General features: G+C 57.7%; 23 protein-coding genes. 9 read left to right on the plus strand and 14 right to left on the minus strand.

What is annotated here, in order from left to right:
* Positions 1-14: 14 nt before the first annotated feature.
* From sdhA to sdhC, 3 genes are read right to left on the minus strand one after another with little or no spacing between them, the layout of a single operon-like run.
* Complete coding sequence (gene sdhA / locus DBR30_RS16135; protein ID WP_013723668.1) at positions 15-1,781, minus strand: succinate dehydrogenase flavoprotein subunit; 1,767 nt, start codon at positions 1,779-1,781, stop codon at positions 15-17.
* 1 nt (position 1,782) lies between these two features.
* Positions 1,783-2,127 (minus strand): succinate dehydrogenase, hydrophobic membrane anchor protein, encoded by a 345-nt coding sequence (gene sdhD, locus DBR30_RS16140; protein WP_005333558.1) that lies wholly within the window; start codon positions 2,125-2,127, stop codon positions 1,783-1,785.
* Positions 2,121-2,498 carry a succinate dehydrogenase cytochrome b556 subunit gene (gene sdhC / locus DBR30_RS16145; protein ID WP_005333571.1) on the minus strand — a complete coding sequence of 126 codons (378 nt, stop codon included), beginning with the start codon at positions 2,496-2,498 and terminating at the stop codon, positions 2,121-2,123. Before sdhC ends, sdhD begins: the two co-directional genes overlap by 7 nt.
* Positions 2,499-2,940: 442 nt before the next feature.
* On the opposite strand from sdhC, the gene DBR30_RS16150 reads away from it, so the two are divergent.
* Both DBR30_RS16150 and DBR30_RS16155 read left to right on the plus strand, forming a co-directional pair.
* Positions 2,941-4,227 (plus strand): citrate synthase, encoded by a 1,287-nt coding sequence (locus tag DBR30_RS16150; RefSeq protein WP_005333572.1) that lies wholly within the window; start codon positions 2,941-2,943, stop codon positions 4,225-4,227.
* Positions 4,228-4,319: 92 nt separating this feature from the next.
* The gene (locus DBR30_RS16155; RefSeq protein ID WP_088868807.1) at positions 4,320-4,640 is read left to right on the plus strand and encodes a DUF4377 domain-containing protein; all 321 of its coding nucleotides are present in this window, start codon (positions 4,320-4,322) and stop codon (positions 4,638-4,640) included.
* A gap of 77 nt (positions 4,641-4,717) precedes the next feature.
* Here DBR30_RS16155 and DBR30_RS16160 read toward each other — a convergent pair whose 3' ends face one another.
* Together DBR30_RS16160 and DBR30_RS16165 are read right to left on the minus strand one after the other, a co-directional pair.
* A complete protein-coding gene (locus DBR30_RS16160; protein ID WP_108542409.1) occupies positions 4,718-5,158 on the minus strand; it encodes an acetyltransferase in 441 nt (146 codons plus the stop codon).
* A 58-nt stretch (positions 5,159-5,216) separates the two neighbouring features.
* Positions 5,217-6,062, minus strand: coding sequence for a DUF5718 family protein (locus DBR30_RS16165; protein WP_108542413.1), 846 nt, complete (start codon positions 6,060-6,062; stop codon positions 5,217-5,219).
* Between the two features lie 338 nt (positions 6,063-6,400).
* Between DBR30_RS16165 and DBR30_RS16170 the strand changes: the two genes are divergently transcribed.
* The 3 genes from DBR30_RS16170 to DBR30_RS16180 all read left to right on the plus strand — a co-directional run bounded on the left by DBR30_RS16170 (position 6,401) and on the right by DBR30_RS16180 (position 8,806).
* Positions 6,401-6,793 carry an NUDIX hydrolase gene (locus DBR30_RS16170; RefSeq protein WP_075115100.1) on the plus strand — a complete coding sequence of 131 codons (393 nt, stop codon included), beginning with the start codon at positions 6,401-6,403 and terminating at the stop codon, positions 6,791-6,793.
* A gap of 91 nt (positions 6,794-6,884) precedes the next feature.
* Positions 6,885-7,391 (plus strand): GNAT family N-acetyltransferase, encoded by a 507-nt coding sequence (locus DBR30_RS16175; protein WP_108542410.1) that lies wholly within the window; start codon positions 6,885-6,887, stop codon positions 7,389-7,391.
* 296 nt (positions 7,392-7,687) lie between these two features.
* Positions 7,688-8,806, plus strand: coding sequence for a glycerol dehydrogenase (locus DBR30_RS16180; protein ID WP_108588431.1), 1,119 nt, complete (start codon positions 7,688-7,690; stop codon positions 8,804-8,806).
* A 102-nt stretch (positions 8,807-8,908) separates the two neighbouring features.
* On the opposite strand, the gene pdxY is transcribed toward DBR30_RS16180, so the two are convergent.
* The 3 genes from pdxY to DBR30_RS16195 form a co-directional block, all read right to left on the minus strand.
* A complete protein-coding gene (pdxY, locus tag DBR30_RS16185; protein WP_108541678.1) occupies positions 8,909-9,772 on the minus strand; it encodes a pyridoxal kinase PdxY in 864 nt (287 codons plus the stop codon).
* A 173-nt stretch (positions 9,773-9,945) separates the two neighbouring features.
* Positions 9,946-10,722, minus strand: a complete 777-nt coding sequence (locus tag DBR30_RS16190) for a DUF429 domain-containing protein (protein WP_108588432.1) — start codon at positions 10,720-10,722, stop codon at positions 9,946-9,948.
* Positions 10,723-10,806: 84 nt separating this feature from the next.
* On the minus strand, positions 10,807-11,370 hold the full coding sequence (locus tag DBR30_RS16195; protein WP_005333596.1) for a VC2662 family protein: 564 nt from the start codon (positions 11,368-11,370) through the stop codon (positions 10,807-10,809).
* Between the two features lie 260 nt (positions 11,371-11,630).
* Here DBR30_RS16195 and ybcJ point away from each other — a divergent pair, with 260 nt between their 5' ends.
* Entirely contained in the window at positions 11,631-11,864 is a 234-nt protein-coding gene (gene ybcJ, locus DBR30_RS16200; RefSeq protein ID WP_005361116.1) for a ribosome-associated protein YbcJ, read from the plus strand.
* A 33-nt stretch (positions 11,865-11,897) separates the two neighbouring features.
* Here the strand turns inward: ybcJ and DBR30_RS16205 are convergent, their stop codons facing one another.
* The 4 genes from DBR30_RS16205 to DBR30_RS16220 all read right to left on the minus strand — a co-directional run bounded on the left by DBR30_RS16205 (position 11,898) and on the right by DBR30_RS16220 (position 18,994).
* Positions 11,898-12,371, minus strand: a complete 474-nt coding sequence (locus tag DBR30_RS16205) for a DUF4442 domain-containing protein (protein WP_005352552.1) — start codon at positions 12,369-12,371, stop codon at positions 11,898-11,900.
* Positions 12,372-12,538: 167 nt separating this feature from the next.
* Positions 12,539-14,290 carry an ABC transporter transmembrane domain-containing protein gene (locus DBR30_RS16210; RefSeq protein WP_108541679.1) on the minus strand — a complete coding sequence of 584 codons (1,752 nt, stop codon included), beginning with the start codon at positions 14,288-14,290 and terminating at the stop codon, positions 12,539-12,541.
* Positions 14,287-16,023, minus strand: a complete 1,737-nt coding sequence (locus tag DBR30_RS16215) for an ABC transporter transmembrane domain-containing protein (RefSeq protein WP_108541680.1) — start codon at positions 16,021-16,023, stop codon at positions 14,287-14,289. Before DBR30_RS16215 ends, DBR30_RS16210 begins: the two co-directional genes overlap by 4 nt.
* 166 nt (positions 16,024-16,189) lie before the next feature.
* A complete protein-coding gene (locus DBR30_RS16220; RefSeq protein ID WP_108588433.1) occupies positions 16,190-18,994 on the minus strand; it encodes a hybrid sensor histidine kinase/response regulator in 2,805 nt (934 codons plus the stop codon).
* Between the two features lie 187 nt (positions 18,995-19,181).
* On the opposite strand from DBR30_RS16220, the gene trxC reads away from it, so the two are divergent.
* A complete protein-coding gene (gene trxC / locus DBR30_RS16225; RefSeq protein WP_107684910.1) occupies positions 19,182-19,616 on the plus strand; it encodes a thioredoxin TrxC in 435 nt (144 codons plus the stop codon).
* A 161-nt stretch (positions 19,617-19,777) separates the two neighbouring features.
* Positions 19,778-21,160: an SLC13 family permease gene (locus DBR30_RS16230; protein WP_108541681.1), complete on the plus strand. Its 1,383-nt coding sequence runs from the start codon at positions 19,778-19,780 to the stop codon at positions 21,158-21,160.
* Positions 21,161-21,223: 63 nt separating this feature from the next.
* Here DBR30_RS16230 and DBR30_RS16235 read toward each other — a convergent pair whose 3' ends face one another.
* On the minus strand, positions 21,224-23,698 hold the full coding sequence (locus DBR30_RS16235; protein ID WP_108541682.1) for a glycogen/starch/alpha-glucan phosphorylase: 2,475 nt from the start codon (positions 23,696-23,698) through the stop codon (positions 21,224-21,226).
* A gap of 375 nt (positions 23,699-24,073) precedes the next feature.
* Positions 24,074-24,271, minus strand: coding sequence for a DUF4250 domain-containing protein (locus tag DBR30_RS16240; protein ID WP_005333612.1), 198 nt, complete (start codon positions 24,269-24,271; stop codon positions 24,074-24,076).
* Positions 24,272-24,501: 230 nt separating this feature from the next.
* On the opposite strand from DBR30_RS16240, the gene DBR30_RS16245 reads away from it, so the two are divergent.
* Complete coding sequence (locus DBR30_RS16245; RefSeq protein WP_108541683.1) at positions 24,502-24,987, plus strand: cell division inhibitor; 486 nt, start codon at positions 24,502-24,504, stop codon at positions 24,985-24,987.
* Positions 24,988-25,146 lie beyond the last annotated feature (159 nt).

Below are 25,146 nucleotides of genomic sequence, written 5' to 3' on the forward strand. Positions count from 1 at the left end.
GGCTGGCTCCGCAATCAGTAAGTCCGGACCTTGGGCGGGAACGCCTCACGGGTCTTGGGTGACATGTTGACAGCGCGACGGGTCATGGACTCGGTGTCCGGATGATAGAGGCTGTGGCACAGCCAGTTCTCATCGTCGCGATCCGGGAAGTCGAAGCGGCAGTGAGCACCGCGACTCTCGGTACGGAAGTTGGCGGCAACCGCCGTGGCAAACGCCGTTTCCATCAGGTTGTCCAGCTCCAGGCACTCGATGCGCTGGGTGTTGAACTCTTTGGAGGTGTCATCCAGACGGGCTGACTTGAGGCGTTCGCGGATAACCTTGAGCTCGGCCAACCCTTCTGCCATCGCCGCACCTTCGCGGAATACGGAGAAGTTGTTCTGCATGCAGCGCTGCAGGTCTTTGCGGATCTGCACCGGGTCTTCACCGTCACGGCAATTTTCCCAGCGGTTGAAGCGGGCCAGTGCGGCATCCAGATCCGACTCGGAAGCATCACGACCGTGCTCCATCTCGCCCAGAGTGTTGACCAGATGCATGCCGGCAGCGCGGCCGAACACCACCAGATCCAGCAGGGAGTTGCCGCCCAGACGGTTGGCGCCGTGCACCGAGACGCAGGCAATCTCGCCCACCGCAAACAGACCGACCACCGGCACGTCGTTGCCGTTCTTGTCCTGGGTCAGGCACTGGCCATTCACGTTGGTCGGCACGCCGCCCATCATGTAGTGGCAGGTCGGAATGATCGGGATCGGCTCTTTGACCGGATCCACGTGGGCGAAGGTGCGGGAGAGTTCGCAGATCCCCGGCAGACGGGATTCCAGCACCTCTTTGCCGAGGTGATCCAGCTTGAGCTTGATGTGCGGGCCCCAGGGACCATCGCAGCCACGGCCTTCACGGATCTCGATCATGATGGAGCGGGCCACCACGTCGCGACCGGCCAAGTCCTTGGCGTTTGGCGCGTAACGCTCCATGAAGCGCTCGCCATCTTTATTGAGCAGATAGCCACCTTCACCACGGCAGCCTTCGGTTACCAGCACCCCTGCCCCGGCGATGCCGGTCGGGTGGAACTGCCACATCTCCATATCCTGCACGCCGACGCCGGCACGCAGCGCCATGCCGACACCGTCACCTGTGTTGATGTGGGCATTGGTGGTGGACTGGTAGATACGACCGGCACCGCCAGTCGCCAGCACGGTGGCCTTGGCCTTGAAGTAGACCACTTCACCGCTCTCCATGTCGATGGCGGTACAACCCACCACATGGCCATCCTGGTTTTTCACCAGATCCAGCGCATACCACTCGGAGAAGACGGTGGTCTTGTTCTTGACGTTTTGTTGGTAAAGGGTGTGCAGCAGGGCGTGACCGGTACGGTCGGCCGCAGCGGCAGTACGGGCAGCCTGCTCGCCACCGAAATTCTTGGACTGACCACCAAACGGACGCTGGTAGACAGACCCGTTGTCGAAACGGGAGAAGGGCAGCCCCATGTTCTCCAGCTCATAGATAGCCTCGGGGCCGGTTTTGCACATGTACTCGATGGCTTCCTGATCACCGATGTAATCGGAACCTTTTACCGTGTCATACATATGCCACTGCCAGTTGTCATCGTGGGCATTGCCCAGCGCAACCGTGATCCCGCCCTGGGCGGAGACAGTGTGAGAACGGGTTGGAAAAACCTTGGACAACAGAGCGCAGCTCTTGCCGGACTGGGCAATCTGCAGTGCGGCGCGCATACCGGCACCACCGGCACCAATCACCACCGCATCAAATTCACGAGTTGGAATAGTCACCTTACACACCCCACAGCACGACGAAACCCGTCATCAGATAGACAAACAGCACCACGACCAGGGCAAATTGCAGCGCCCCGCGCAGCCCTACCGGCTTGATATAGTCAGTCAGCACCTGCCACAGACCAATCCAGGCGTGGATCAGTACGCAGAGCAGGGTCAACAGGGTGAATACCTTGGTGAATGTTTTGGCGAAGAAGCCTGCCCACACCTCGTAGGTGATGTCGTTGAACGCGACAAAGCCCACCAGATAGAGGACATAACAGGTCATGATGAGGGCGGTAGCGCGGATCAGGATGTAATCGTGAACGCCGCTGCGCCCGAAGGTTGCAGAATTGGTTACCATACAAGCACTCCCGCCAATACAGCCAGGATCGCGGTGATCACGAAGGCCACGCGGGCGCTCTGATTGCCGGATTCCAGCTCTTCCCAATAGCCCATATCCATGACCAGATGACGCAAGCCGCCCACAATGTGGTATGCCAGCGCAGTCAGGATCCCCCACAGCACGAGTTTGACCAGGAAGTTGTCCATGATGGCAACCACGGTTTCAAACCCTTCGGGAGAGGCGAGTGAAGTACCAAGCATCCACAGCAAGATGCCCAGTGCAACAAAGGTAATGACCCCTGAAACACGGTGCAGGATGGATGCAATGGCAGTGACAGGAAAGCTGATCGTCTGTAGGTCGAGGTTGACCGGTCTCTGTTTGTTTTTCACGCTTGCCCACTCAGCTCCATTGAGCACGTTAGTTATTGTTTTAACTCACACTTGAGGGCACGGAATGGTGATTGTTGGTTTTTTGTTACCAAAACACTCTGAAAAAGCCAAAACGCGAGTTTTCGGTTTCACATCAGGCTTTGCCAAAGCGTTTCAAACACCCGCAGCCATGACCCACGTGGCGCAGTATATCGGCGGCCTTAACCGAAGACAATCAATTAGCTACAAAGAAAACACAAAACCGCAAACTCGATCGCATATTTAATTTAACATTTCATTAATACCATTAATGGGGTTTCAGCAAAATTGACATTGATAAGGAACTCTGTTTCAAATAAGGCGCTCCAGCCACTTCGGTATGGGTAACAACCTTTGCCAGCGTCATAAAAGTCGTAATAGAGTAGGACTGGAACCAAATTATAAAGAGCAAAGGAGACGTGCTATGGCTGATAAAATAGCCACCCTACACCTGCCCGGAAAAGATCCGGTCGAACTGCCGATCCTCTCCGGCACCATCGGCCCGGATGTCATCGATGTCAGAAAATTGGGATCACAGGGGTATTTCACCTTTGACCCCGGTTTTATGGCGACCGGTTCTTGCAAATCTGCCATTACCTACATTGACGGGGATCAGGGTGTCTTGCTGCACCGTGGTTACCCCATCGCCCAATTGGCCACCCAGGCCACCTATCTGGAAGTCTGCTATATCCTGCTGTACGGCGAAGCGCCGACCAAGGCCCAATATGCCGAATTCGAACGCCTGGTCACCCGCCACACCATGGTGCACGAGCAGATCGCCTTCTTCTTCCGCGGCTTCCGTCGCGACTCCCACCCCATGGCCATCATGTGCGGTGTAGTCAGCGCCCTCTCCGCCTTCTATCACGATGCCCTCGACATCAACAACGAGCAGCATCGCGAGATCTGTGCCTTCCGTCTGCTCTCCAAGATGCCGACTCTGGCCGCCATGTGTTACAAGTACTCCATCGGCCAGCCGTTCATGCAGCCGCGTAACGCCCTCTCCTATGCCGGTAACTTCCTGCACATGATGTTTGGCGTGCCGACCGAAGAGTACAAGGTCAACCCCATCGTTGAACGCGCCATGGATCGTATCTTTACCCTCCATGCGGATCACGAGCAGAACGCCTCCACCTCCACCGTTCGTCTGGCTGGATCCTCCGGTGCCAACCCGTTCGCCTGTATCGCCGCGGGGATCGCCTCCCTGTGGGGACCGGCCCACGGTGGTGCCAACGAAGCCTGCCTGCGCATGCTGGAAGAGATCGGCTCGGTGGATCGCATCCCCGAGTACATCGCCAAGGCCAAGGACAAGAATGATCCGTTCCGTCTGATGGGCTTCGGTCACCGTGTCTACAAAAACCACGACCCCCGTGCCACCGTGATGCGCGAAACCTGCCACGAAGTACTGACCGAGCTGCAGATCAAGGATCCGCTGCTGGACGTCGCCATGGAGCTGGAGCGTATTGCGCTCTCCGACCCCTACTTCGTCGAGAAGAAACTCTACCCGAACGTAGACTTCTACTCCGGCATCATCATGAAGGCGATCGGCATCCCGATGAGCATGTTCACCGTGATTTTCGCCATCTCCCGCACCATTGGCTGGATTGCGCACTGGAACGAGTTCCACTCAGACCCGGACAGCAAGATTGGTCGTCCACGCCAGCTCTACGTGGGTCACCCACTGCGCGAGTTCACTCCGCTCGAGCAGCGCTAACCACTGCGTTGATATGGTTTGTTACAAAGGCGGTCATTGACCGCCTTTTTGTTTGCCGCTCTAATGCCCCCTTTCGCGTTAAGGAGTCCATTATGAAACCACTGTTTATCAGCGCAGCCTTGCTGCTGACCGCCTGCCAGAGCGCCCCCGCCCCGTCACAGGGGGAGACCCTCTATATCAACAGCCAGCTGGTCGATTGCGTCGGAGTTGGCCCGATGCAGTGCATGCAGGTTCGCAGTGATGAGCAGCAGCCCTGGACGCTGTTCTACCAGAATATTGAAGGTTTCCAGTTCGAGCCGGGTTACCGCTATCAGCTCACTGTCAGCAAGGAGCAGCTCACCGATGTGCCGGCCGATGCCCCCTCTCTGCGCTATCAGCTGATCAAGGTGGTGAACAAGGTCGCCAGCAAGTAACAAACACGATCAAAAAACGGGGGATGGCTGATGCCATCCCCCGTTGGTTTATGGGTACTGCGCCTCATCGGGCACGATCAGGTCGGCGCCAGCGCCATATGCAGCAGCGGATAGGGCTTGCCCTGACCATCCAGCGGCGAACGACCCGTCACTGTGAACCCCATCTTCAGATAGAAACCCACCGCCTGTTCGTTCTGCTCGTTGACGTCAACCTGCGTCGCGCCGCACTGGCCGATGGCATGTTCCACCAACCGGCGACCCACGCCACTGCCGCGCACCGCCGGCGCCACAAACAGCATCTCCAGCTTGCCCTCGTACACTCCGCTAAAACCCGTAATGCGCCCCTCTTCTGTGCGGGCACTGTGCAGTGTCACCGCATCGAAGTAGTGCTCCAGAATAAGCGGTTTGAGAGCCAGGATCTCGGCCTCGGGCAGGAAGTGGTGGGTCGCCCGAACAGAGGCCTCCCACAGCTCGATCAGGGCCGGATAATCGGCCCGCGTTGCAGTATCAATCTTCATCAATGACTCTTTGTTGCAGCCCGCAGGATGGCTGTGGCCTCCCCGCGGGCCAATCTGATTAGCGCGCCTGCACCGCTTGCAGCAGCACCGACACATCGGCACCAAAGCTGCGGGTACGGATCGCCTCGCGGATATCCGCTTCGCTATAACGGCTGCCCGGATAGACCACCACACAGGAGGTGTCGCCGGGCTTGAGGAAGTGGGTCTCGCCAAACGGGGTATAACGGGTGGCGCCGATACTGATGAGCGCGTGGGGAGGATGCCCCGCCTGCGCCAGCAGCCCCTGAATGTGCTCCGCCGGACCTTCATCCTGCTGATGGTTGAACTTGCCGATGGTCCAGTCGAGCAGCTTGCCGTGGAAGTAGCTGTAGTCGATGGCGGCGCTGTCTACCCCGTAAGAGTGCAGCTCGCCATCGCGCTCCAGATAGCAGGCGATGCGATAGTCATCGAGCTCGCAACCGGCGGCAAAACCGGAAAGCGGCAGCAGGTTGGCCGCCAACCCCTTGCTCTCTTCGCCCCAGTTCTTCTTCTCGCTGATCTTCTTGGCGTTGGGACGGCGGATGGAACAATCGTTATAGGCACCAAAGGCGCGGGGATGGATCGCCACCACCTGGTTGCCGGCATACTCCAGCTCGCACCAGAGGGCTACTTCCGGCTCGATCTGCACCTTCTCGTCACCACTGACTGCCGCTTCCGGCAGGAAGATCGCCTTGTCGCTCAACGGGAATACCCCGAGCTGACACGGATGGCCCGGCACGAAGAAGGGGAACAGCGCCTTGGGCGCCGTGGTATCACGCACCACGACCGCTACGAAGTCCGACGCTTCACCCGCCTGCTCCAGATGACCGGCGAAATTACCCGCGACCCCGAGTCCGATAAACTTGCTCTCTGCTGCTATCTGCATCTTGCTCACCTGCATCTTGCCAACGCAAGGTAGCAGGCTCGTCGCCTACTACCGCTAAAGTGGCAAGATTAAACCACAAGGACCCCGCCTTCGCCCAGTCCGGCCCTGTCGTGATGTGCGCCAGTCCGCTTTTTTAGGGACGAGAAGGCTGTGGTGAACCAGCCATTGCGCACTCATTCAGCTACGCGGTCACCGCGCTGGAAACAGTGCGTTTCCGGCATCTCCCCTCTTTCTCCTTGGGACTCAACTTCATCTTTGTTAGGCTGCCGGCATGCAAAACAACTGTGCGCTTGAGTGCGCCACTGCTCATCACGGCAACCCCATTGGAGAGAAAACAGATGATCGACAAACTCGCTTGGCTCACCTTTAAAGATCAGCAACTGCTCTGCGCCCGCTCCCACGGCAAGGGCATCTATTACATCCCGGGCGGCAAGCGGGAACCGGGCGAGAGCGACGAGGCGGCGCTGATCCGCGAGATTGAGGAGGAGCTGGCTGTCACCCTGCAACCCGACACCCTGCGCTTTGCCTGCGAATTCAACGCTCAGGCCGATGGCAAACCGGCAGGTGTCGAGGTGAGACTGCGCTGCTACACCGGCGAAGCGAGCGGCACCCCGATCGCATCGGCCGAAATTGCCGAGCTGCGCTGGCTCGACAGCTCTCACCTCGATGAGCTCTCCCCCGTCTCCCGCCTGCTGTTTGTCTGGCTGGTTGAGCAGGGGCTGATCCGCTGACAAGCCGTACTCGCGGCGAGCATACGTACCCACCTCATATGAACCAACGGTGGCAATCAGCCACATAGCAACGCAACGACAAGGATGTCAGATGGACATTGTGGAAGTTAATAGCACAGCGACCTACCAAAGTGCGCTCATCACCCTGCTGCAAGATTGTGTCGATAGCGGCGCCTCGGTCGGATTTTTACCGCCGCTGACCACGGAGGAATCTACCCGCTACTGGCAAGGAGTTGAAGCGGATCTTGTGGCAGGTCACCGAAAGCTGTGGCTGGCCCTTGAGCAACAACAGCTCGTGGGAGCGGTTCAGCTCGCGCTCTGTGGCAAGGCCAACGGTCGCCACCGGACCGAGGTGGAAAAACTGATGGTACTGCAAACGGCGAGAGGCAAAGGTGTCGGTCGTGCGCTGATGCAGGCCTTGGAACAAGGCGCCCATGCCGCGGGCCGTTCGCTGCTGGAGCTCGATACTCGCGCCGGTGATGTGGCCTCCCACCTCTATCGTCAACTCGGCTATCTGGAGGCGGGCCAGATCCCGAGCTTTGCACGCAACGCCGATGGCACCCTTGCAGCAACCGCAATCTTCTACAAACTGCTCTGACTATCTCCTATCCCTTATCCACATACAGCAGGGCCGCCCCAAGCGGTCCTGCTTGTTGCTGCGTGACTGTTTGTTGCAGCAATATGGCTTGCAACAAATTGCCACGATAGAGCCATTGCTCCTGTATGCCTCAACACCGCCAATCGCCGCCCCAAAATACAGCCAAATAAATAGAAATATTAATTAATGATTAAAACACCCCCCTTTTCTTCTTCATCTATTGCCTCATCAGGCGTATCGTAAGAGACCCATTTGATAATCTATTTTATGTTATTCACTGCCTTGAGGAATAATGGATGCCCACTTTGCCCCGTACAGTTACCTCCCCCAAAAAGTTCATCATCGGTCAACACCTTCTCCCGCAACTCCATGAGCACGTTAAAGATTTTGGTGACTATGCGTTGCTCATCAGCGATGAGTTCATTCTGGAGCGGGTACGGGAAGAAGCTTTGGCGGGGCTCCTGCAGGCAGGTCTCAGGGGAGTGGTCGACAAGTTTCGCTACGAATGCACCGAACAGGAGATCCACCGCCTGACCCACCTTGCAGAGCAATATGGTGCGAACGTGATTGTCGGGATCGGCGGCGGCAAGACGCTGGACGTCGCCAAAGCCGTGGCCTTCTATCTGCGCCGTCCGGTTGTGCTGTTCCCGACGATTGCCTCCACGGATGCCCCCTGCACGGCACTGGCGGTGATCTACAACCAGACGGGGGAATTTGAGCGCTATCTGTTCCTGCCGCAAAATCCGGACGTGGTGCTGGCTGACACGGCCATCATTGCCGCCGCCCCTCCCCGCTTCTTTTCCGCAGGCGTTGGCGATGCCCTGGCCACCTATTTCGAGGCGCGCGCCTGCTATCGGGCGGACGGGCTCAATCTGGTCGGCAAGCGCCCTTCACGCACAGGCCTTGGTCTGGCAAAGCTCTGTTACGAGCTGCTTGGTGAAAACATCGAGCTGGCCATGGATGCAATACGCCACCATGTCTCGACCCCGGCGCTTGAGCAGGTTATCGAGGCCACCATCTACCTCAGCGGGGTCGGCGCAGAAGCCGGTGGACTGGCCGCCGCTCATGCCGTCAACAACGGCATGTCACTGATCCCGGAGCTCCATCGCGCCCAGCATGGCGAGAAAGTAGTCTTCGGCCTGCTGACCCAACTCGTGCTTGAGCGCGCCCCGCAACACGAACTTGATGAGGTGTTTCGCATCATCGACTGTGCAGGTCTGCCCATGACGCTGCAAGAGTTGGGACTCACCCACTTTGATGAAAACGAGTGGCGCAAGGTGGCGCAGCTGGCCTGCGATCCCCTCGATACCATGGGCAACATGCCGATGACAGTGAGTGAACAGGATGTCTACGCCGCCATGGTAGCGGCCAATGCCATGGCTGAGCGTTATCGCCTCCGCCATCCCCGCATCTGATTGCTTGCCGCACTAAATAGGCAAACAGTAAAAAGGCTTGCCCATTGGCAAGCCTTTTTCATCTGCATCCCCTTGTCGGGATAGACGAGAGTCCGCGTTGACTCAGGGCAGTTTCACCGCTCGCACTTCAACCTCTGGCAGGGCGAAGGCATCTTGCGCGGCGATGAGTTGCAACTCGTAAGCCTGCTGGCGCCAGGTCTCCTGCAGCACCGCATCCACCGAGGCGTTGGTGCGCTCGAACGCGCTGACCGCATCGTGGCCGGCCAGCAAATTGGCCAGCATCAGGGCGCTGATAAGATCGCCAACCCCCACCGGCTGGCGGGCAAAGTCATAAAGCGGACGGGCAATCAGGTAATCCCCTTGCGGGGTGGCCAGCAGCATCTCGAAGCGGCTGGAGTCCTGCGCCGCACGACCGAGATGCTTGACCAGCACCAGCTTGACGCCGCGGGCCAGCAGCTGATGGGCAGCCGCGCGGGTCTGATCCAGATCAGCCAGATAGGTATCACAGAGGGTCTCCAGCTCCAGCAGGTTGGGGGCCATCATGTCGGCCACCGGCAACGCCTGCTCGGTCAGGAAACGGGTGACGCCGGGAGCGACGATACACCCCTTCTCCGGATGACCCATCACCGGATCGCAGAAGTAGATGGCATCCGGGTTGGCCGCCTTGACGGCGTTGACCACGGTCAGGATCTCGTCTCCCTGTTCGGCGGAGCCAAGGTAACCGCTCAGCACGGCATCACACTGGCTCAACACCTCGATATTACCCAATCCTTTCACCAGCGCACTGATATGGCCTGCCGGCATCGCTATCCCCTGCCACCCCTGGGCATATTGGGTGTGGTTGGAAAACTGCACCGTGTTGATGGGCCATACATCCATACCAAGGCGGCGCATGGGGAAGACGGCCGCGCTGTTGCCGGCACAACCAAAGACCACGTGGGACTGAATAGAGAGAACGGATTTCATCGGGAATACCACAGCAAAGGATCAGCAAGGTGGGCAATATATCGGATGAAGATAACGATGCGCCACCTTGGCGCGGGATGAACAGGCAATTTCCTGACTAAAGACAGGTTTTTTGCGCCATTTGGCCCGCCTCCACAGGGTGAGCGGCGCCATGATGTGCCGCGTCCCCGTCGTCACATGCCGTTGTGCTCTACAGCATGACGGGCAAAGTGATAGACCCATCCCTCATCACAAGGCATGTCACTGGGTGGCGAAATCAGCTCAGGCAATACCGTCACCTTGCCACCAGCGGCATATTGCAGCGCCATCAGGGCGCAGAGCACCGCATCGTAGCGATCGGTGCCGACCAGCACGTCCGCAGGCAGTAAGGCCGCCAGCTCGGGCCGTGCCGGGGAGGCCTTGCCGCCCACTTTGGCCAATGCCGGATAGACCTCCAGCACGGCACGACTGGCCTTCGGGGCAACGGTCGGCACCAGTTGCAGATCAGAGAGCCGCGGCAGCATGGAGAGCGCCAGGGTGGCATTGTTGCCAAGCCGGTCGAAGGTGGCCGACAGCGGCTTCTTGCCGTACTGCTGATACAGCCAGCGCTCGCAGTCGCGATAGGCGTAGGGGTTGTCTATCTCACGCTCGGGAGCGGCGCAGCTATGTGGCTGGCCATTTAGCAGATCCCGCAAGGCACGGGGAAAGGCAAGCGGCGCATCGATACCGAGCGCCAGTTGCGGGCAGGCTTCTACCTGCATCAGGGTCAGCTCGTTTTGCAGGGCGGGACGCAGCAGAGCGGCCAGATCCGGCGCCACCCGCGAGCTAAGACGAAACAGCGGCGACACCCCGAGCCAGTGCAGGCGGTTGGAGTCGGCCTGCCAGCCCACCACGGCCACCGCCTGGGCACTGCCCTGCCAGCCACGCACATCCCAGCCGATCCCGATTGCACTAATTTGCCCTGCCGTCATCAATTACCTCTGTTTGCCTGTCACAAGTTGCAAGAGGCACAGGGTAATCAGCAGATGTCTTTAACGCAAAGCGAACTGCCTTGGTCAGAACGATTTCTGGAAGTTCACCAGCGGCAAAATGGGGAAAACGCCGTTGGCGGCATAGTTGGCCAGCCCGATCTGCAAGCCATCGAGGTGCTTGGTCGCATTGATAAAGCCAATCTGGAAGGTGGTACGCTCGGCATAGTTGACGAAGCCGACGTTGGCCAGCGCATTGCCCTTGGCGATATTGACCGCTCCCCAGTTAAGCCCCTGTACATTGTTGGTCAGGTTGACCAGCCCCAGATTGACGCCGGTATCCTGCCCTTCGTGCCAGTTGATGGCGTTGATGGCGACCCCGCCAAACTGGTGACGCACCCGACCAGCACCGAGGAAAATCCCGAGCTGCAGGCCGCTGAACTGATCCACATCGGAGAGGGCGAAGATTGGCAGATCAATACCCTTCACCTGACCGGTCCGACCGTAGAGCAGCGAGGCGCGCGCGCCTTCCACCTGATGGGACGCGGGCAAATTGACCCCGGGCAGCGAGACCTGCACCGGAGTACTGGCCTGCGCGACACCGCACAGAGTCAGGGCGCTGCATGCCAGCAGCAGGCGGGAGAGTGTCATGGAAAGTTCCTTGGGCCATTGAGAGTGGCCCGATCCTAACAGTTAGGGGATAGTGTGGGCACACCAGCAGGGACGAGGTGCGTCACGATACGTCACGGGTGGCCCTCTCACCTCTCCATCAGGACTTGCGAAAGCGCCACCTCAAGAACAATCGGCCACTTTTTCACAGCGACTAGTCCCTCTTCCTTTCTTTGCCTGAGCGAACTGCCTAAAATAGTCGCCCTGCTGTATCCGGCATTCATCCATCTAGAGGATTTCCCATGGAGACGTTTCTGCTCGAAGGTCACCCCTTCGTTGCCTTGTGTGACCTTATCAAACATCAGGGGTGGGCCGATTGTGGCGGCGCCGCCAAAGCCCTCGTTGCCGAAGGGCTGGTCGAGGTGGACGGTCAGGTCGAGACCCGCAAGCGCTGCAAGATCGTGGCCGAACAGGTGGTCAACTTCAACGGCATGAAGGTCGTGGTGAAAGAGGGCGTCAGCCCGGAGATTGGCTAAACCCGTTTCGGGGAGCCTCTCTCCGGCAACCCGCTAGCTGGCCTTGATCGACAGGGTCAGCACAAAACGCGCCATCGCCTCATCCCCGTTCAATGACGGACAGGTGGCTACCACCCGGATGGGGCGATTGATGCGCTGACCGCTTGCCAGCGATTCATCGATCATGGCGTCAATCTCCTCCCCCGCTGCGCAGTCGAACTGCACATCCCCCTCCGGTCGTTTCAAAAACTCCCCCTGCACATCCTTGAAGGCGAAGTGCACCTTCTTGCGCCGCTGCCGCCCCTTCTCCATCACCAGTAGACCACCTACCAGATCGGCGCCGGTCGCCAGTGCGCCAAAATACATGCTGCCCAGGTGATTGCGGGTACGCCAGCCAAGGGGAATGCGAATGCGCAGCGCCTTGGCGTTCATCTCTTCGATGATCGGGGCACAAAACCCGATGACGGGAATGTAGCGCCAGGCAAACAGCCGGAGCGCCAGATTGGCTTTGAAGCGTTGCAAATCCATATGCGAACTGATCCGATGAGTTAATGTAAACAACATGTTGCCTGCATCTGCGCCATTCGACAAGCACAGGGATCACGCTTACGACCTTTTGCCCAACCCGAAAAAACAGAGGGAACCACACCGGTTCCCTCTTCTCGTTCATGTCGCTGTTACAGCAAATGTGCCGCTCAGGCGCGCTTCTCTTCCAGCCAGGCCCCCTGACTCTGCATCTCGAACAGCTGGGCATAATGGCCGCCGAGGGCCATCAGCTCGCTGTGGCTGCCCCGCTCGCTCACCTGACCGCGGGAGAGCAGCAGGATCTCGTCCGCATCGACGATGGTCGAGAGGCGGTGGGCGATGGCGATGGTAGTGCGACCACGACGGGCAGCAGAGATCGCCTGCGACAGCGCCAACTCGGTCTGGGAGTCCACGCTGGCCGTCGCTTCATCCAGAATGAGGATGCGCGGATCTCCCACCAGTGCACGGGCAAAGGAGAGCAGTTGCCGCTGACCGGCGGAGAGGTTCTTGCCCCCCTCTTCCATAAGGGTGTTGATCCCCTGTGGCAGGCTGCGCACAAACTCGGCCAGCTGCACCTCGCTCAGCGCCTGCCAGAGCCGCGCTTCGTCTATTCCGGCCCGGCCGAGACGCAGATTCTCCGCCAGGGTGCCGACGAAGATAAAGGGATCTTGCTGCACCAGCCCGATGCTGCGGCGCACCGCCGCCAGCGACAGGGTATCCAGTGCGTGATCATCGAAGCGGATCTGCCCCTGATCCAGCGGATAGAAGCCCATCAGCAAGCTGATGATGGTGGACTTGCCGCTGCCGGTATGGCCCACCAGTGCCAGCATCTGGCCCGGTTTTGCGGCAAAACTGACCTCCCGCAGCACCTGTTGCTCACCATCGTAGGAAAAACTCACCCGCTCGAAACTGACCCGTCCTTCCAGCGGGCGCAGCTCGCCCTCGGTGCTCTCGCGGGTTTCATCGAGCAGGGCAAAGACCCGCTCCCCCGCCACCATCGCCTGCTGCAACTGGTTAAGCTGGTTGGTCATCTCGATGAGCGGCTCGATCATCCGGCCCAGATAGCTGATAAAGGCATAGAGCACCCCCACCTGAATAGCACCCGCGTGGCTCCCCCCCTCATGGGCAAACAGCGCCAACAGGCCGATCAGCACCATCATGTAGAAGAGATCGATGAGCGGACGCAGCAAAATGCCGTTGATCTTGAGGCTCTTGATCCGTGCCGACCAGTGCTGCTGGTTCACCTCGGCAAAGGCGTTGGCAAAGTGGCGCTCCTGCACCATCGCCTGAATGACCGGCATCCCCTGCAGCGACTCGTTGAGGCGGCTGTTGATGTCGGAGAGCAGACTGCGGGTCGCTCGCACCACCGGCACACTCAGTTTCTGGTAGAGCCACATCACCCCGCCCACGGCGGGCAGCAACAGGGAGCAGACCAGCATCAGCCGCAGATCCAGCAGCGCCATCGAGATGAGGATGCCGCACAAGAGCACCACCTTTTGCACCAGCAAGCCGATCACCTGCACATAGAGGTTCATGATCGCCTCGGTGTCGTTGGTGATGCGGGAAATCAGCGAGCCGGAGCGATGCTTGTCAAAGTAGCGGGCCGGCAAGCGGATGGCGGTGGCAAACACCTGCTCGCGCAAGGTTTGCACCACCGCCTGAGCGATGCGATTGAAGCGCAAGGATTGCAAATAGAAGCCCGCCGCCGAGAGTACCTGCAAGCACAGATAGCCCGCTGCAATCAGGGCTATGGTGGGCAGCACGATATTGCGAGGCGCCAGATAGTCATCAATAAAGAGCTTGATCAGCAGCGGCCCGGCCACTTCGGCGCCGGTGGCGAGCAGCAGGCAAATCCCCGCCTGGAGCAGCCAGCGAGGATACTGGGCGCAGTAGGCGAGCAGTCGTTTAATGGTCGGATTCACAGGCTCTCCTCCACCGCTTCTTCGAGACGCTGGTAACGCACCATATCTGCGTACCAGCCATTGTGCGCCATCAGGGTACCGTGATGACCCCGCTCACTGACGGCCCCCTGCTCCAGCACCAGGATCTCGTCGGCCTGCTCCACCGCCGTCATGCGATGGCTGACCAAGATCAGGGTGCGACGATGGGCTTTGAGGGCATGCAGAATTTGCTGCTCGGTGTGGGCATCCACCGCCGAGAGCGCATCATCGAGCACCAGAATGGGCGCATCCAGCAGCAGGGCACGGGCAATGGCCAGCCGCTGTTTCTGGCCGCCGGAGAGGGTCACCCCTTTCTCCCCCACCTCGGTCTCATAGCCCTTGGGGAAACGCACGATATCATCGTGGACACAGGCAATGCGCGCCACCCGTTCGACCTCCTCGCGGCTCGCATCGGGTTTGCCGAGGGCGATATTGGCGGCGATAGTGGTGGAAAACAGGAATGGCTCCTGCGGCACATAGGCAAACTGGCTGCGCAATGTGGCGAGCGGCAGCTGGTCAATCGGAACGCCACCCATGACAATCGAACCGTGAGTCGGATTGGCAAGGCGCATCAACAGCTTGAGCAGGGAGCTCTTGCCTGCCCCGGTGCGCCCCACCACCCCTAGCATCCCCCCTTGCTTGAGGGTAACGTCGATATCCGCAAGCAGGGTGCGCTGCTCGAGTTGATAGCTCACCCCTTTGATCTGCAAAGGAAAGGCAGAGGTAAACGCGGCCGGCTGGGCGGGCTCTTCGATATCGCTGCGCTCCCCCAGCAGGCTTTCGATACGGGAGTAGGCGGCGCTGCCCCGCTCGATGATGTTGAACAGCCAGGCGATGGCAAACATCGGCCAGATCAGCTGGCCGAGGTACATGGTGAAGCTGGTGAGCTCACCCAGAGTCAGCTCATCGCGCAGCACCAGCACACTGCCCCCCGCCACCGCGAGGAAGTAGGAGCAACCGATACAGAGATAGATGACCGGATCGAATTTGGCATCGATGCGGGCCACCGCCATATTGCGCTCCCCCGCCTGTTTGGTCAGCTCGGCAAAGCCTTCATCTTCCAGCGATTCAACCGCATAGGATTTCAACACCCGCACGCCGGAAAGGGCCTCCTGGGTCTTGTTGTTGAGCTTGGAGAAGGCCCCTTGCGCAGCCTTGAACTGGGTGTAGATCTGGGTGCCAAAGCGGTTCATGAAATAGGCCATCACCGGTAGCGGCAGCAAGGAGACCAGCGTCAACTGCCAGGAGTACTGGCTGCACATGATGGAGAGCACCAATACCCCGACCATGATGGAGTCCACCAGAGTCAGCACCCCTTCGCCAGCGGTCATCTCCACAGCCTGAATGTCATTGGTGGCATGGGCCATCAAATCGCCAGTACGGTGGCGCTGATAAAAATCGGGGCTCATCCGGGTGAAATGGCTGAAAAGGCGATTGCGCAACACATAGGCCAGACGGTAAGAGGCACCAAACAGCATCACCCGCCAGACGTAGCGCAGCAGATAAATCAGCACACCCAGGCCAAACAGCCCCGCCAGATAGCGCATCAGGGTACCATTGTCGAGACCGCCCTTGGTGATGCCATCCACCACCCAGCCCACCACTTTGGGCGGAATAACGGTCAACAGGGCTACCATCAGTAGCAGGGAGATGGCAGCCAGATAACGGGGCCACTGCTCCTTGAAAAACCAGCTCAATCGTAGAAATACGCTCACACCACCAACCTTTAGCGCTCTCTGCCCGTGACCGCTCCAAGGAGCCGCCATCAGAGAAGCCACGCAGAAATAGAAGAATGAAAACAATCGCCTCCGGCTGGAGGCGATTCGAACGAAAGCTCATCATATCCCGAACCGGGATGGTTGAGAATAATTACTATTTAATTCACTGTGACATGCGATCATCCCCTGATGAATAGGGATTATACGAATTTTCATGCTGCTCACCGGTCAACAGGAAGTGTGACACCTCTTCCCGGGTCTGGCTGAACACCTGTTGCAACTGCTCCAGATCCGTCTCGCTTAGCACCTCGTTTTGCCGCAAGCGCCACTCCAGCTCGCCAGCCACCAATTGCAGACGGGCCGCCGAGATATTGGCAGACACCCCCTTGAGGGTGTGCAGCAGCTTGCTGGCCACCTCGGGCTGCTGACGGCGCAGGGCGGAGCGGATCTCCCACAGATCGTCCTTGTGTTCCGACATGAACAGCTTGAACAGGATCTGCAATGCCTCCTTGTCCTGCTCCAGCCGCTTGAGGGCATCCTGCAGATCGAGGATCCCGATCATATCCGGCGGTTTAACCTCCATGATCCCCGCCTGCTCTACCCCTTGCGGCTTTACCCACTGCAGCAGGTTGTTGTAGAGATCCAGCTTGCTCACCGGCTTGGTGACATAACCATTCATCCCCACCCCCAGACAACGCTCCTTGTCACCGGGCATTGCACTGGCGGTAAGGGCAATGATGGGCACATCGTGTTTGTCGACCATCTTGCGGATCTGGCGGGTGGCATCGAGTCCGTCCAGCACCGGCATCTGCAAATCCATCAGGATCACGTCAAAAGGCTGCTCGGCGACCCGCTCCACCGCCTCCCGACCATTGCTGACCACACACACTACCGCATCGACGCGCCGCAGATATTCGATGATGAGCTGCTGATTGACCCGGTTGTCTTCCGCCAACAGCACTCGGGTACCCTGCAACAGAGATTTGAAGTGTTGCTGATCCCCCTGTGCCTCGGCCTTGCGCAGGTTGAGCTCGTAGGAGCTGCCGTTGAGCAGTTCGTCCACCTTGGCCAGCAGAGCATTTTCGGTCATCGGTTTGGGCAGAAAATGAGTCAGCCCCATGCTGTCCATCCTGGCGTGTAGCCCCTCTCTGGCCCAAGCACTGATCATCAGGATGGGGATCCGCCGCCACTGACTGTGCTGATACATCTCCAGCGCCAGATCGAGCCCATCCTCCTGACCCATGCGCCAGTCGAGGATCGCCAACCGCAGATTCGGTCCCTCTTCACGGAGCAGCTGACGGGCACGGGAAAGGGAGTTAACCGGCAGCACCCGCACTCCCGCGCGAGTTAGAATGTCCCGGGCCAGATCCAGCACCAGTTCGTTGTCATCCATCACCATCACCAGCGGCTGGTTTTCGAAGAAGACTTTCCGTCCAGCGACGCCGTAGACCGCCTGCGCCATCGGGATATCGAACTTGAACAGAGAGCCGACGCCAGGCTTGCTCTTTACGGTGATCCGCCCCCCCATCAGCTCCACCAGCCGCTGGGAGATATTGAGCCCAAGACCCGAGCCGCCATATTTGCGGGTATTGCCCGCCTCCAGCTGGGTAAACGCTTGAAACAGTTGGGTCTGCTTCTCTTCGGCAATGCCGATGCCGGTATCGCGCACACTGAAGCGGATCCGCATTGGGTGAGGATTGGCCAGCTCGATGCAGACTTCGACTTCACCGCGTTCGGTAAACTTGATGGCGTTGTTCACCAGATTGACCAGCACTTGCCCCAATCGCAGGGGATCCCCACGCAAGAAGACCGGCACCTCCGGTGACTTGCGAATAACCACTTCCACGTGTTTGCGCTCCGCCAGATCGGCAAACATGCCCGCCAGCGAATCGAGCTGCTCGCTGAGATCGAAGTCGATCTCCTCCAACGTCAGCTTGCCTGACTCAACCTTGGTCAAATCAAGGATGTCGTTGATCAGCAGCAGCAGGGTATCGGATGAGGATTTGATCTTGCCCAGATAGTCCCGCTGTTGCTGATCCAGTTCGGTCTGCAGTGCCAGCGAGCTAAAACCTATGATGGCATTCATGGGGGTGCGGATCTCGTGGCTCATGTTGGCCAGAAAATCGCTTTTGGCCTGGGCCAGCAAGCCGGTCTGGCGCGACAACTCGCTCAGCTTCTGGTTGCGGCGCCACAGAGTGAAAGCCACCAGCGCAAAGCAGATCAAGGCCCCGCACAACACCATCAGATAGAAGCGGTTCATCAAAGAGGAGGCGCGCTCCAGCTTGTCGAGTTTCCAGCGCACCAGACTCTCGATCACATGCATGTCGATGAGCTGGTAACGCAAGGTGTGATAGGCTATCACCTGCTGGCTCATCTCCTTGCTCAGGCGGATCAGGGTAGCGATCTCCGGCAAGTTGCCATAACGGGATTGCAACTGCTGTTGCAGCTGGTCCAGCGTAGTCTGTTCACGTTTGTCCCAACTGCGCTGCAGATAGTTGCTCAGTTGCGCCAGCTCCTCCAGGTCGCGATGAAGCGCACTGTCTGACGGGCTTATCCCCCGCACCTTTTTAATCTGGGCCTGCAGGGGCGCATTGAGATACTCGATAGCCATCTCAATGGCATGAAGCCTGGCCAGCGCCATCAGATAGGTGTCCATGTCCTCAAGCAGTGCCTGGGAGAGATCGTCTTGCACCAGCTCGGGATCGCTTCTGACTTCCCGTACAAAACCGTCAAGGGTGATGGATAACTGGTTCAGGCGCTGCTGGACATTGCTGTCATTGGCCTGCTCCCGCCCAAGCAGATAGACGGTATCGGCGTTGATCCGGTTCAGCACCACCTCGGCCGCGTCATTCAGGTCGTGGGCCTGCTGCTGCTGACTGAGCGACTGCCAGCAGTAGCCCGAAAAGGCGAGCAGCAAGGCAACGATCAGCCCTGGCACAGCACGGTTTTTCCGTGATCCTTTATTCATCCCGTCTCGACTCTCATCTGGTGGTCGCTGAATTATCCGGTTAGGCAATGAACCCTGGGGGAATTATCCACTCCCGCTGGGCACTGTGTTACCGTTATTGCTCTGATATTTCGCTATTGTTTCGCGATTGCTTCATTCTGGCTTCTCATCATATCCCCGGCCAGAGCTGATTTAGAAGGAACCAATTATGTCATTTATCACTACTTATTGTAGCCACTGCTTTACCAGGAACCGCCTGCCCGTTACCCATATCGATACATCTGCCAAATGCGGGCGCTGCAAAGCCCTCCTGTTCAGCCAGACCCCTTGCCTCGGGAAGGCGGATAACTTCGATACCCTGATCAACTCAGATATCCCGGTCGTGGTCGATTTCTGGGCCAGTTGGTGCGGCCCCTGCCAGCAGTTTGCTCCGGTATTTCATGAGGTTGCCCATGAACTCGAACCACGGATTCGCTTTGTCAAAGTCGATACCGAGCAACAGAGCACCATTGCCGCCCGTTACGCCATTCGCAGCATCCCCACCCTGATGATCTTCAAACAGGGCAAACTGGTGAACCAGACAAATGGCTCCTTGCCCAAGAGCATGTTCAAACAATGGCTGGAACAGTTCATGGATGTTTGATTTATATTTCGCACATGTTTTATTTATGTGTTCATTTCCTCATTTTTATCAATGAGTATGTGAGTAGAGGCTGATTTTCAACATGTGAGTCTGTTTCAAACAAGTGAATGGATGTAATCTCGGCAACACAAAAACAACCATAAATTAACCGAGAGAACATTATGCACACATCAGCTGTACCCTCTGCTCCATCTCGCTGGCTGGACATCAAATCAGGGATCGTCATCCTGGATGTTTTGCTACTTTGTGCCATGCTCGCCTGGCTCCCGTTTGACCCCATGGTCAACAAGGGGCTGGGCATTCTGGTCTTTATCGCCATCCTCTGGCTGACCGAAGCACTGCACGTCACCATCACCGCGCTGCTGGTACCCCTGCTGGCTACCGTGCTCGGGGTGTTTGACATGAGCAAATCCCTCACCGATTTTGCCAACCCGATCCTGTTCCTCTTTTTTGGCGGTTTCGCCCTCGCGGCAGCCCTCTCAAAACAGGGACTGGATACCCTGATGGCAGGCAAGGTGATGCACCTGGCCAATGGTCATCTGGGTTGGGGCGTCATCCTGCTCTTTACCATCACAGCCGCCATGTCGATGTGGATCAGCAACACCGCTACCACCGCCATGATGCTGCCACTGGCGATCGGTATGCTGGCACGCCTCGATAGCAAAAAAGAGCGCGCCACCTTCGTCTTCGTATTGCTGGGGATCGCCTACAGCGCCAGTATCGGCGGCATCGGTACCCTGGTGGGTAGCCCGCCCAACGCCATCGCAGCCGCCCAGATGGGGATTGGCTTCACTGACTGGATGAAATTCGGTGTTCCAGTCGTGCTGATCCTGATGCCCTGCGGCATTGCCCTGCTCTATCTGGTAACCCGCCCGCGTCTCAGCCACCGCGTCGAGATCCAGGATGTCACCATCAACTGGACCCGCGAGCGTAAAGTGACGCTGGCAATCTTCCTGACCACCGTTGTGCTCTGGATCGGCTCACAACCCATCTCCAACGCCTTTGGCGGTATTCCGCAACTCGACACCCTGATTGCCATGGGCGCCATCGTAGCCATCGTGGTCAGCCGTGTCGCCAGCTGGGATGACGTCAACCAGAACACCGACTGGGGCGTGCTGATGCTGTTTGGCGGCGGTCTGACCCTGAGCGCCATTCTCAAGGCCACTGGTACCAGCGCCTTCCTGGCTAGCCATCTGTCGGCCGTGCTCTCCAACGCCAACATTTTTGTCGTGTTGCTTATGCTGGCCGCCTTCGTGGTATTCCTGACCGAACTGGTCTCCAACACCGCCACCGCCGCACTGTTGGTTCCCCTGTTTGCCGGTGTCGCCGAGGCGCTGGGGGTATCACCTGTGGTGATGTCTGTGCTAATCGCTATCGGTGCCTCCTGTGCCTTTATGCTGCCAGTCGCCACGCCGCCCAATGCCATCGTCTTTGCCAGTGGCCACATCCGCCAGAGGGAGATGATGAAAGCCGGTATGGCTCTGAACGTGGTCTTTACCGTGTTGCTCGCCCTGCTGGCCTACTTCGTTGGCAACATCCTCTGATCCACCTCCCCCCAATCAACAAAAACCCCCGCATTGCGGGGGTTTTCTCATTTATGAATCCGATTAGCCGATGTTGCAGGCCTTCAGATCCCAGATCCGATCCACATAGTCCTGAATAGAGCGGTCGGAGTTGAACTTGCCCATGGTGGCCGAGTTGATGATGGCCTTCTTCGCCCACAGTGCCGGATCCCGATACCAGGTATCGATCAGCTTGTGTGCATCCGAGTAGGACTGGAAGTCCGCCAGAGTCAGGTAAGGGTCTCCCCCTTCCAGCAAGGAGCGCTTGATGGAGGCCAGCTCACCTGGACGACCCGGCGTGAAATAGTCGGTATCAAACCAGTCCAGCACGGCCTTGAGCTCGGAGTTGGCATAGTAGAAGTCGTACGGGTTGTAACCGCGCGCCTTCAGCGATTTCACTTCGTCCACGTTCAGACCGAAGATGGCACAGTTTTCGGCACCCGCCTCTTCAGCGATCTCGATGTTGGCCCCATCCAGCGTCCCGATGGTGATTGCACCGTTGAGTGCCATCTTCATGTTGCCAGTACCGGATGCTTCATAACCTGCAGTGGAGATCTGCTCGGAGACATCTGCCGCCGGGATCAACTTCTCGGCCAGACTCACGCGGTAGTTCGGCATAAACACCACTTTCAGCTTGCCCTGGATACGAGCATCGTTGTTGACCCGATCCGCCAGCTTGTTGATGGCATAGATGATGTCTTTGGCCAGCTTGTAACCGGGCGCCGCTTTGGAACCGAAGATAAACACGCGTGGGTGCATGTCATAGTCCGGGTTGGCCAGCAGACGACGATAGAGTGCCATGATGTGAATGAGGTTCAGCTGCTGGCGCTTGTACTCGTGCAGACGCTTGATCTGAACGTCAAAGATCGCCTCGGCACTGACATCGATACCTGTTTCGTCTTTGATGACCTTGACCAGCTTCTCTTTGTTGTGACGCTTGATGGTCATGAACTGCTGCTGGAACGCCTTGTCGTCGGCAAACTTCACCACCCCACGCAGTTTGTCCAGTTGCAGTGGCCACTCCTTGCCCACTACTTCGTTGTAGAGGCCAGCCAGTTCCGGGTTGCACGCCAACAGCCAGCGACGCGGGGTCACCCCGTTGGTCACGTTGCACATTTTTTCCGGCCACAGCTCGGCATACTCGGGGAAGAGATCTTCCTTCACCAGCTTGGAGTGGATCTCGGCCACACCGTTCACTTTGGACGAACCGATCACGCACAGGTTGCCCATGCGAACCTTGCGCACGGCTCCCTCTTCGATGATGGAGAGCTTGGCCTTGATGGCATCGTTGCCCGGCCACTTGGGCTCCACCAACTCGTTCAGGAAGCGGGCGTTGATCTCGTAAATCACCTCCAGATGGCGAGGCAGTACTTTCTCGAACAGGCTGACCGACCACTTCTCCAGCGCTTCCGGCAGCAGAGTGTGGTTGGTGTAAGAGAAGACCTGATAGCAGATGGCCCAGGCGGTATCCCAATTCAGATCTTCCTCGTCAACCAGCACCCGCATCAGTTCCGGGATGGCGACAGTCGGGTGAGTATCGTTGAGCTGAATGGCAATTTGCGCGGCAAAGTTGCTGAAGTCACGGCCATGGACCCGCTTGTAGCGGCGCATGATGTCCTTGATGGAGCAAGCACAGAAGAAGTACTGCTGGATCAGACGCAGCTCTTTACCGGCATCGGTCTCATCGTTCGGATAGAGTACCTTGGAGATGGTCTCGGCCTGGGCTTTTTCAGCCTGGGAATCGATGTAACCACCGGCGTTGAACACGTCCCAGTCGAAAAACTCGGAGGCGCGGGATTCCCACAGACGCAGGATGTTGACGGTGTGACCGCCAAAACCGACCACCGGAATATCCCAAGGCACCCCTTTAATCTTGCGACCGGCGTGCCATACCTTCTTCAGGCCGCCATTGTCACCAAACACGGTCTCGACGTAGCCATAGAGCGGCACTTCTTGCACAGACTCGGGACGGCAGATCTCCCAGGGGTTGCCATATTCACGCCAAGAGTCCGGACGCTCGATCTGGCGGCCATCCTGGATTTCCTGACGGAACAGACCGTGTTCGTAGTGGATACCATAGCCAACCGCCGGATAGTTCAGGGTGGCCAGCGAGTCGATAAAGCAGGCAGCCAGACGACCCAGGCCGCCGTTGCCAAGTGCCATATCCGGCTCTTGTTCGCACAGGTCGGTCAGTTCCAGACCGAGTTCGCCCAGCGCCTCTTCGCAAGTCTTGTAGAGGGAGAGGTTGTGCAGGTTGTTGGAAGTCAATCGTCCCATCAGGAATTCAGCAGAGAGATAGTGAATCGCACGAGTATCTTTCTTGAAATGAGTCTGCTGAGTGCGGGTCAGGCGCTCGTACACCTGTTCATTGACAGCCGCAGCAGTGGCTTTCCACCACGCTTCGGGAGAGGCTTTCTGTTCGCTTGTTCCCAAGGTAGAACGCAGGTGACGCACGATACTCGCCTTGAGCTGATCTTTATCCAGTTGGAGATCCTGGTCTGTCTTCTTCTTGGTAGCCATAAACCATATTCCTTCGTTACAAATAAAATTGTTATCCCGCTTGCGGGACCGGCGCTGTTGTTATCTCAAAATATGTACCGGCGTGAGAATACTAACTAAAGCGGCAGAATTAAAAGTTAACGCAAGTCACACTTTAACCGATAAAAACAGCCTAAAAAGCTTGAAAACCCTTTCCTTTAACTGATCGCATAAAAACAAACATTCCCTTTATTATCATCAACTTAATGAAACAATAAAAATATTCTGGCATGAATAGGCTTTCAGAGATTGCCAAGCCTTGAAAATCCCTGAAAATAGGCAGCAAGACGGCACATTGAAACCGGTTTCAATGTGCCTGAAAAATTACCGTATAAATATGAAGCAATCATTGCACCCTTAAAGATGTGCCTTGAACTGATTGCTCAATGGATCGTAATGGTACCCAATCTGATCCAGACGCCCTGCCAACTGCTCTTCACTCATATCGTAATAGGCCAGTAACTCCTCCAACCCGTCACACTCAAGCCTTAGCTTCTCATTGATGATGCCCAGCAAGATGTTGGCATCAAGACGTTGCAAGGTACTGATATCCATAGCGGCACCTCCTGTAAATGACCTGTATAACCATGGGCGGTTACTCAGGGTTTGTCCATAGTACGAAAAACGCCCAGTCAGTTTTATATTAAATAACGTTTAAAAACATAACGTTACTAACGACACATGCCAACACCATCACATTTTTCAGCAAAAACACCTTGTCACTGTCACAGGATAGAACTACTGTATGTGCATACAGCTTGGATATTCATACAGGAAACCAATATATGAACCAGCCCCTGCACTCACTGCCCTTTGCGATGAATCGTGTCATGAGCAAGCCCTGGCCCACCAGAACCGCCTGCAAAGCGGAGTTGGCTCATTATGGTGTGACTATCCAGTCTGATGATCAGTTTCTGAGCGAGCTGACAAAGCTTGGGGAGGTTCATACCGGCTGGATCTTGTTGATCGCCCCGCCGGGACGCCCCACAGTCAGCCGTCTGGAAGAGCGAGGTATCGATCCCAAGAGAGTGCTGGTGGTACATAGCCCCAAAATCAAGAACTGGCAGCAAACCCTGGAGCGCAGTCTGGGCAATGGTCACTGCGCCGCCGTATTTACCTGGCTACCCGAGCAGATCGAGCTGGATCACGTCAAGCTGCAGCGACTGGGACAGCAATCTGGCGTACTCACCCGCTTCTTTGGCGCGAAACGGACTAACCTCGGCACACCTCTGCTGGCCTATGCAGAGCAAGATATCTATCTCAATCATTAAGACAAAAAACGAACGCCTACGCATGCTCTCCCGCGGGCCGCAGTGACAGAAGGGCGCAAACAATATGTGACCAGCGGCTTTATTTGAAAGACAAGCGTGCAACAGCCTGACGGTAGGCATCGGAGATCATTTGACCCTGCTTGCAGCAAGCAGACAAAC

The sequence above is a fragment of the Aeromonas sp. HMWF017 genome, assembly GCF_003061465.1.
GTDB lineage: Bacteria > Pseudomonadota > Gammaproteobacteria > Enterobacterales > Aeromonadaceae > Aeromonas > Aeromonas veronii.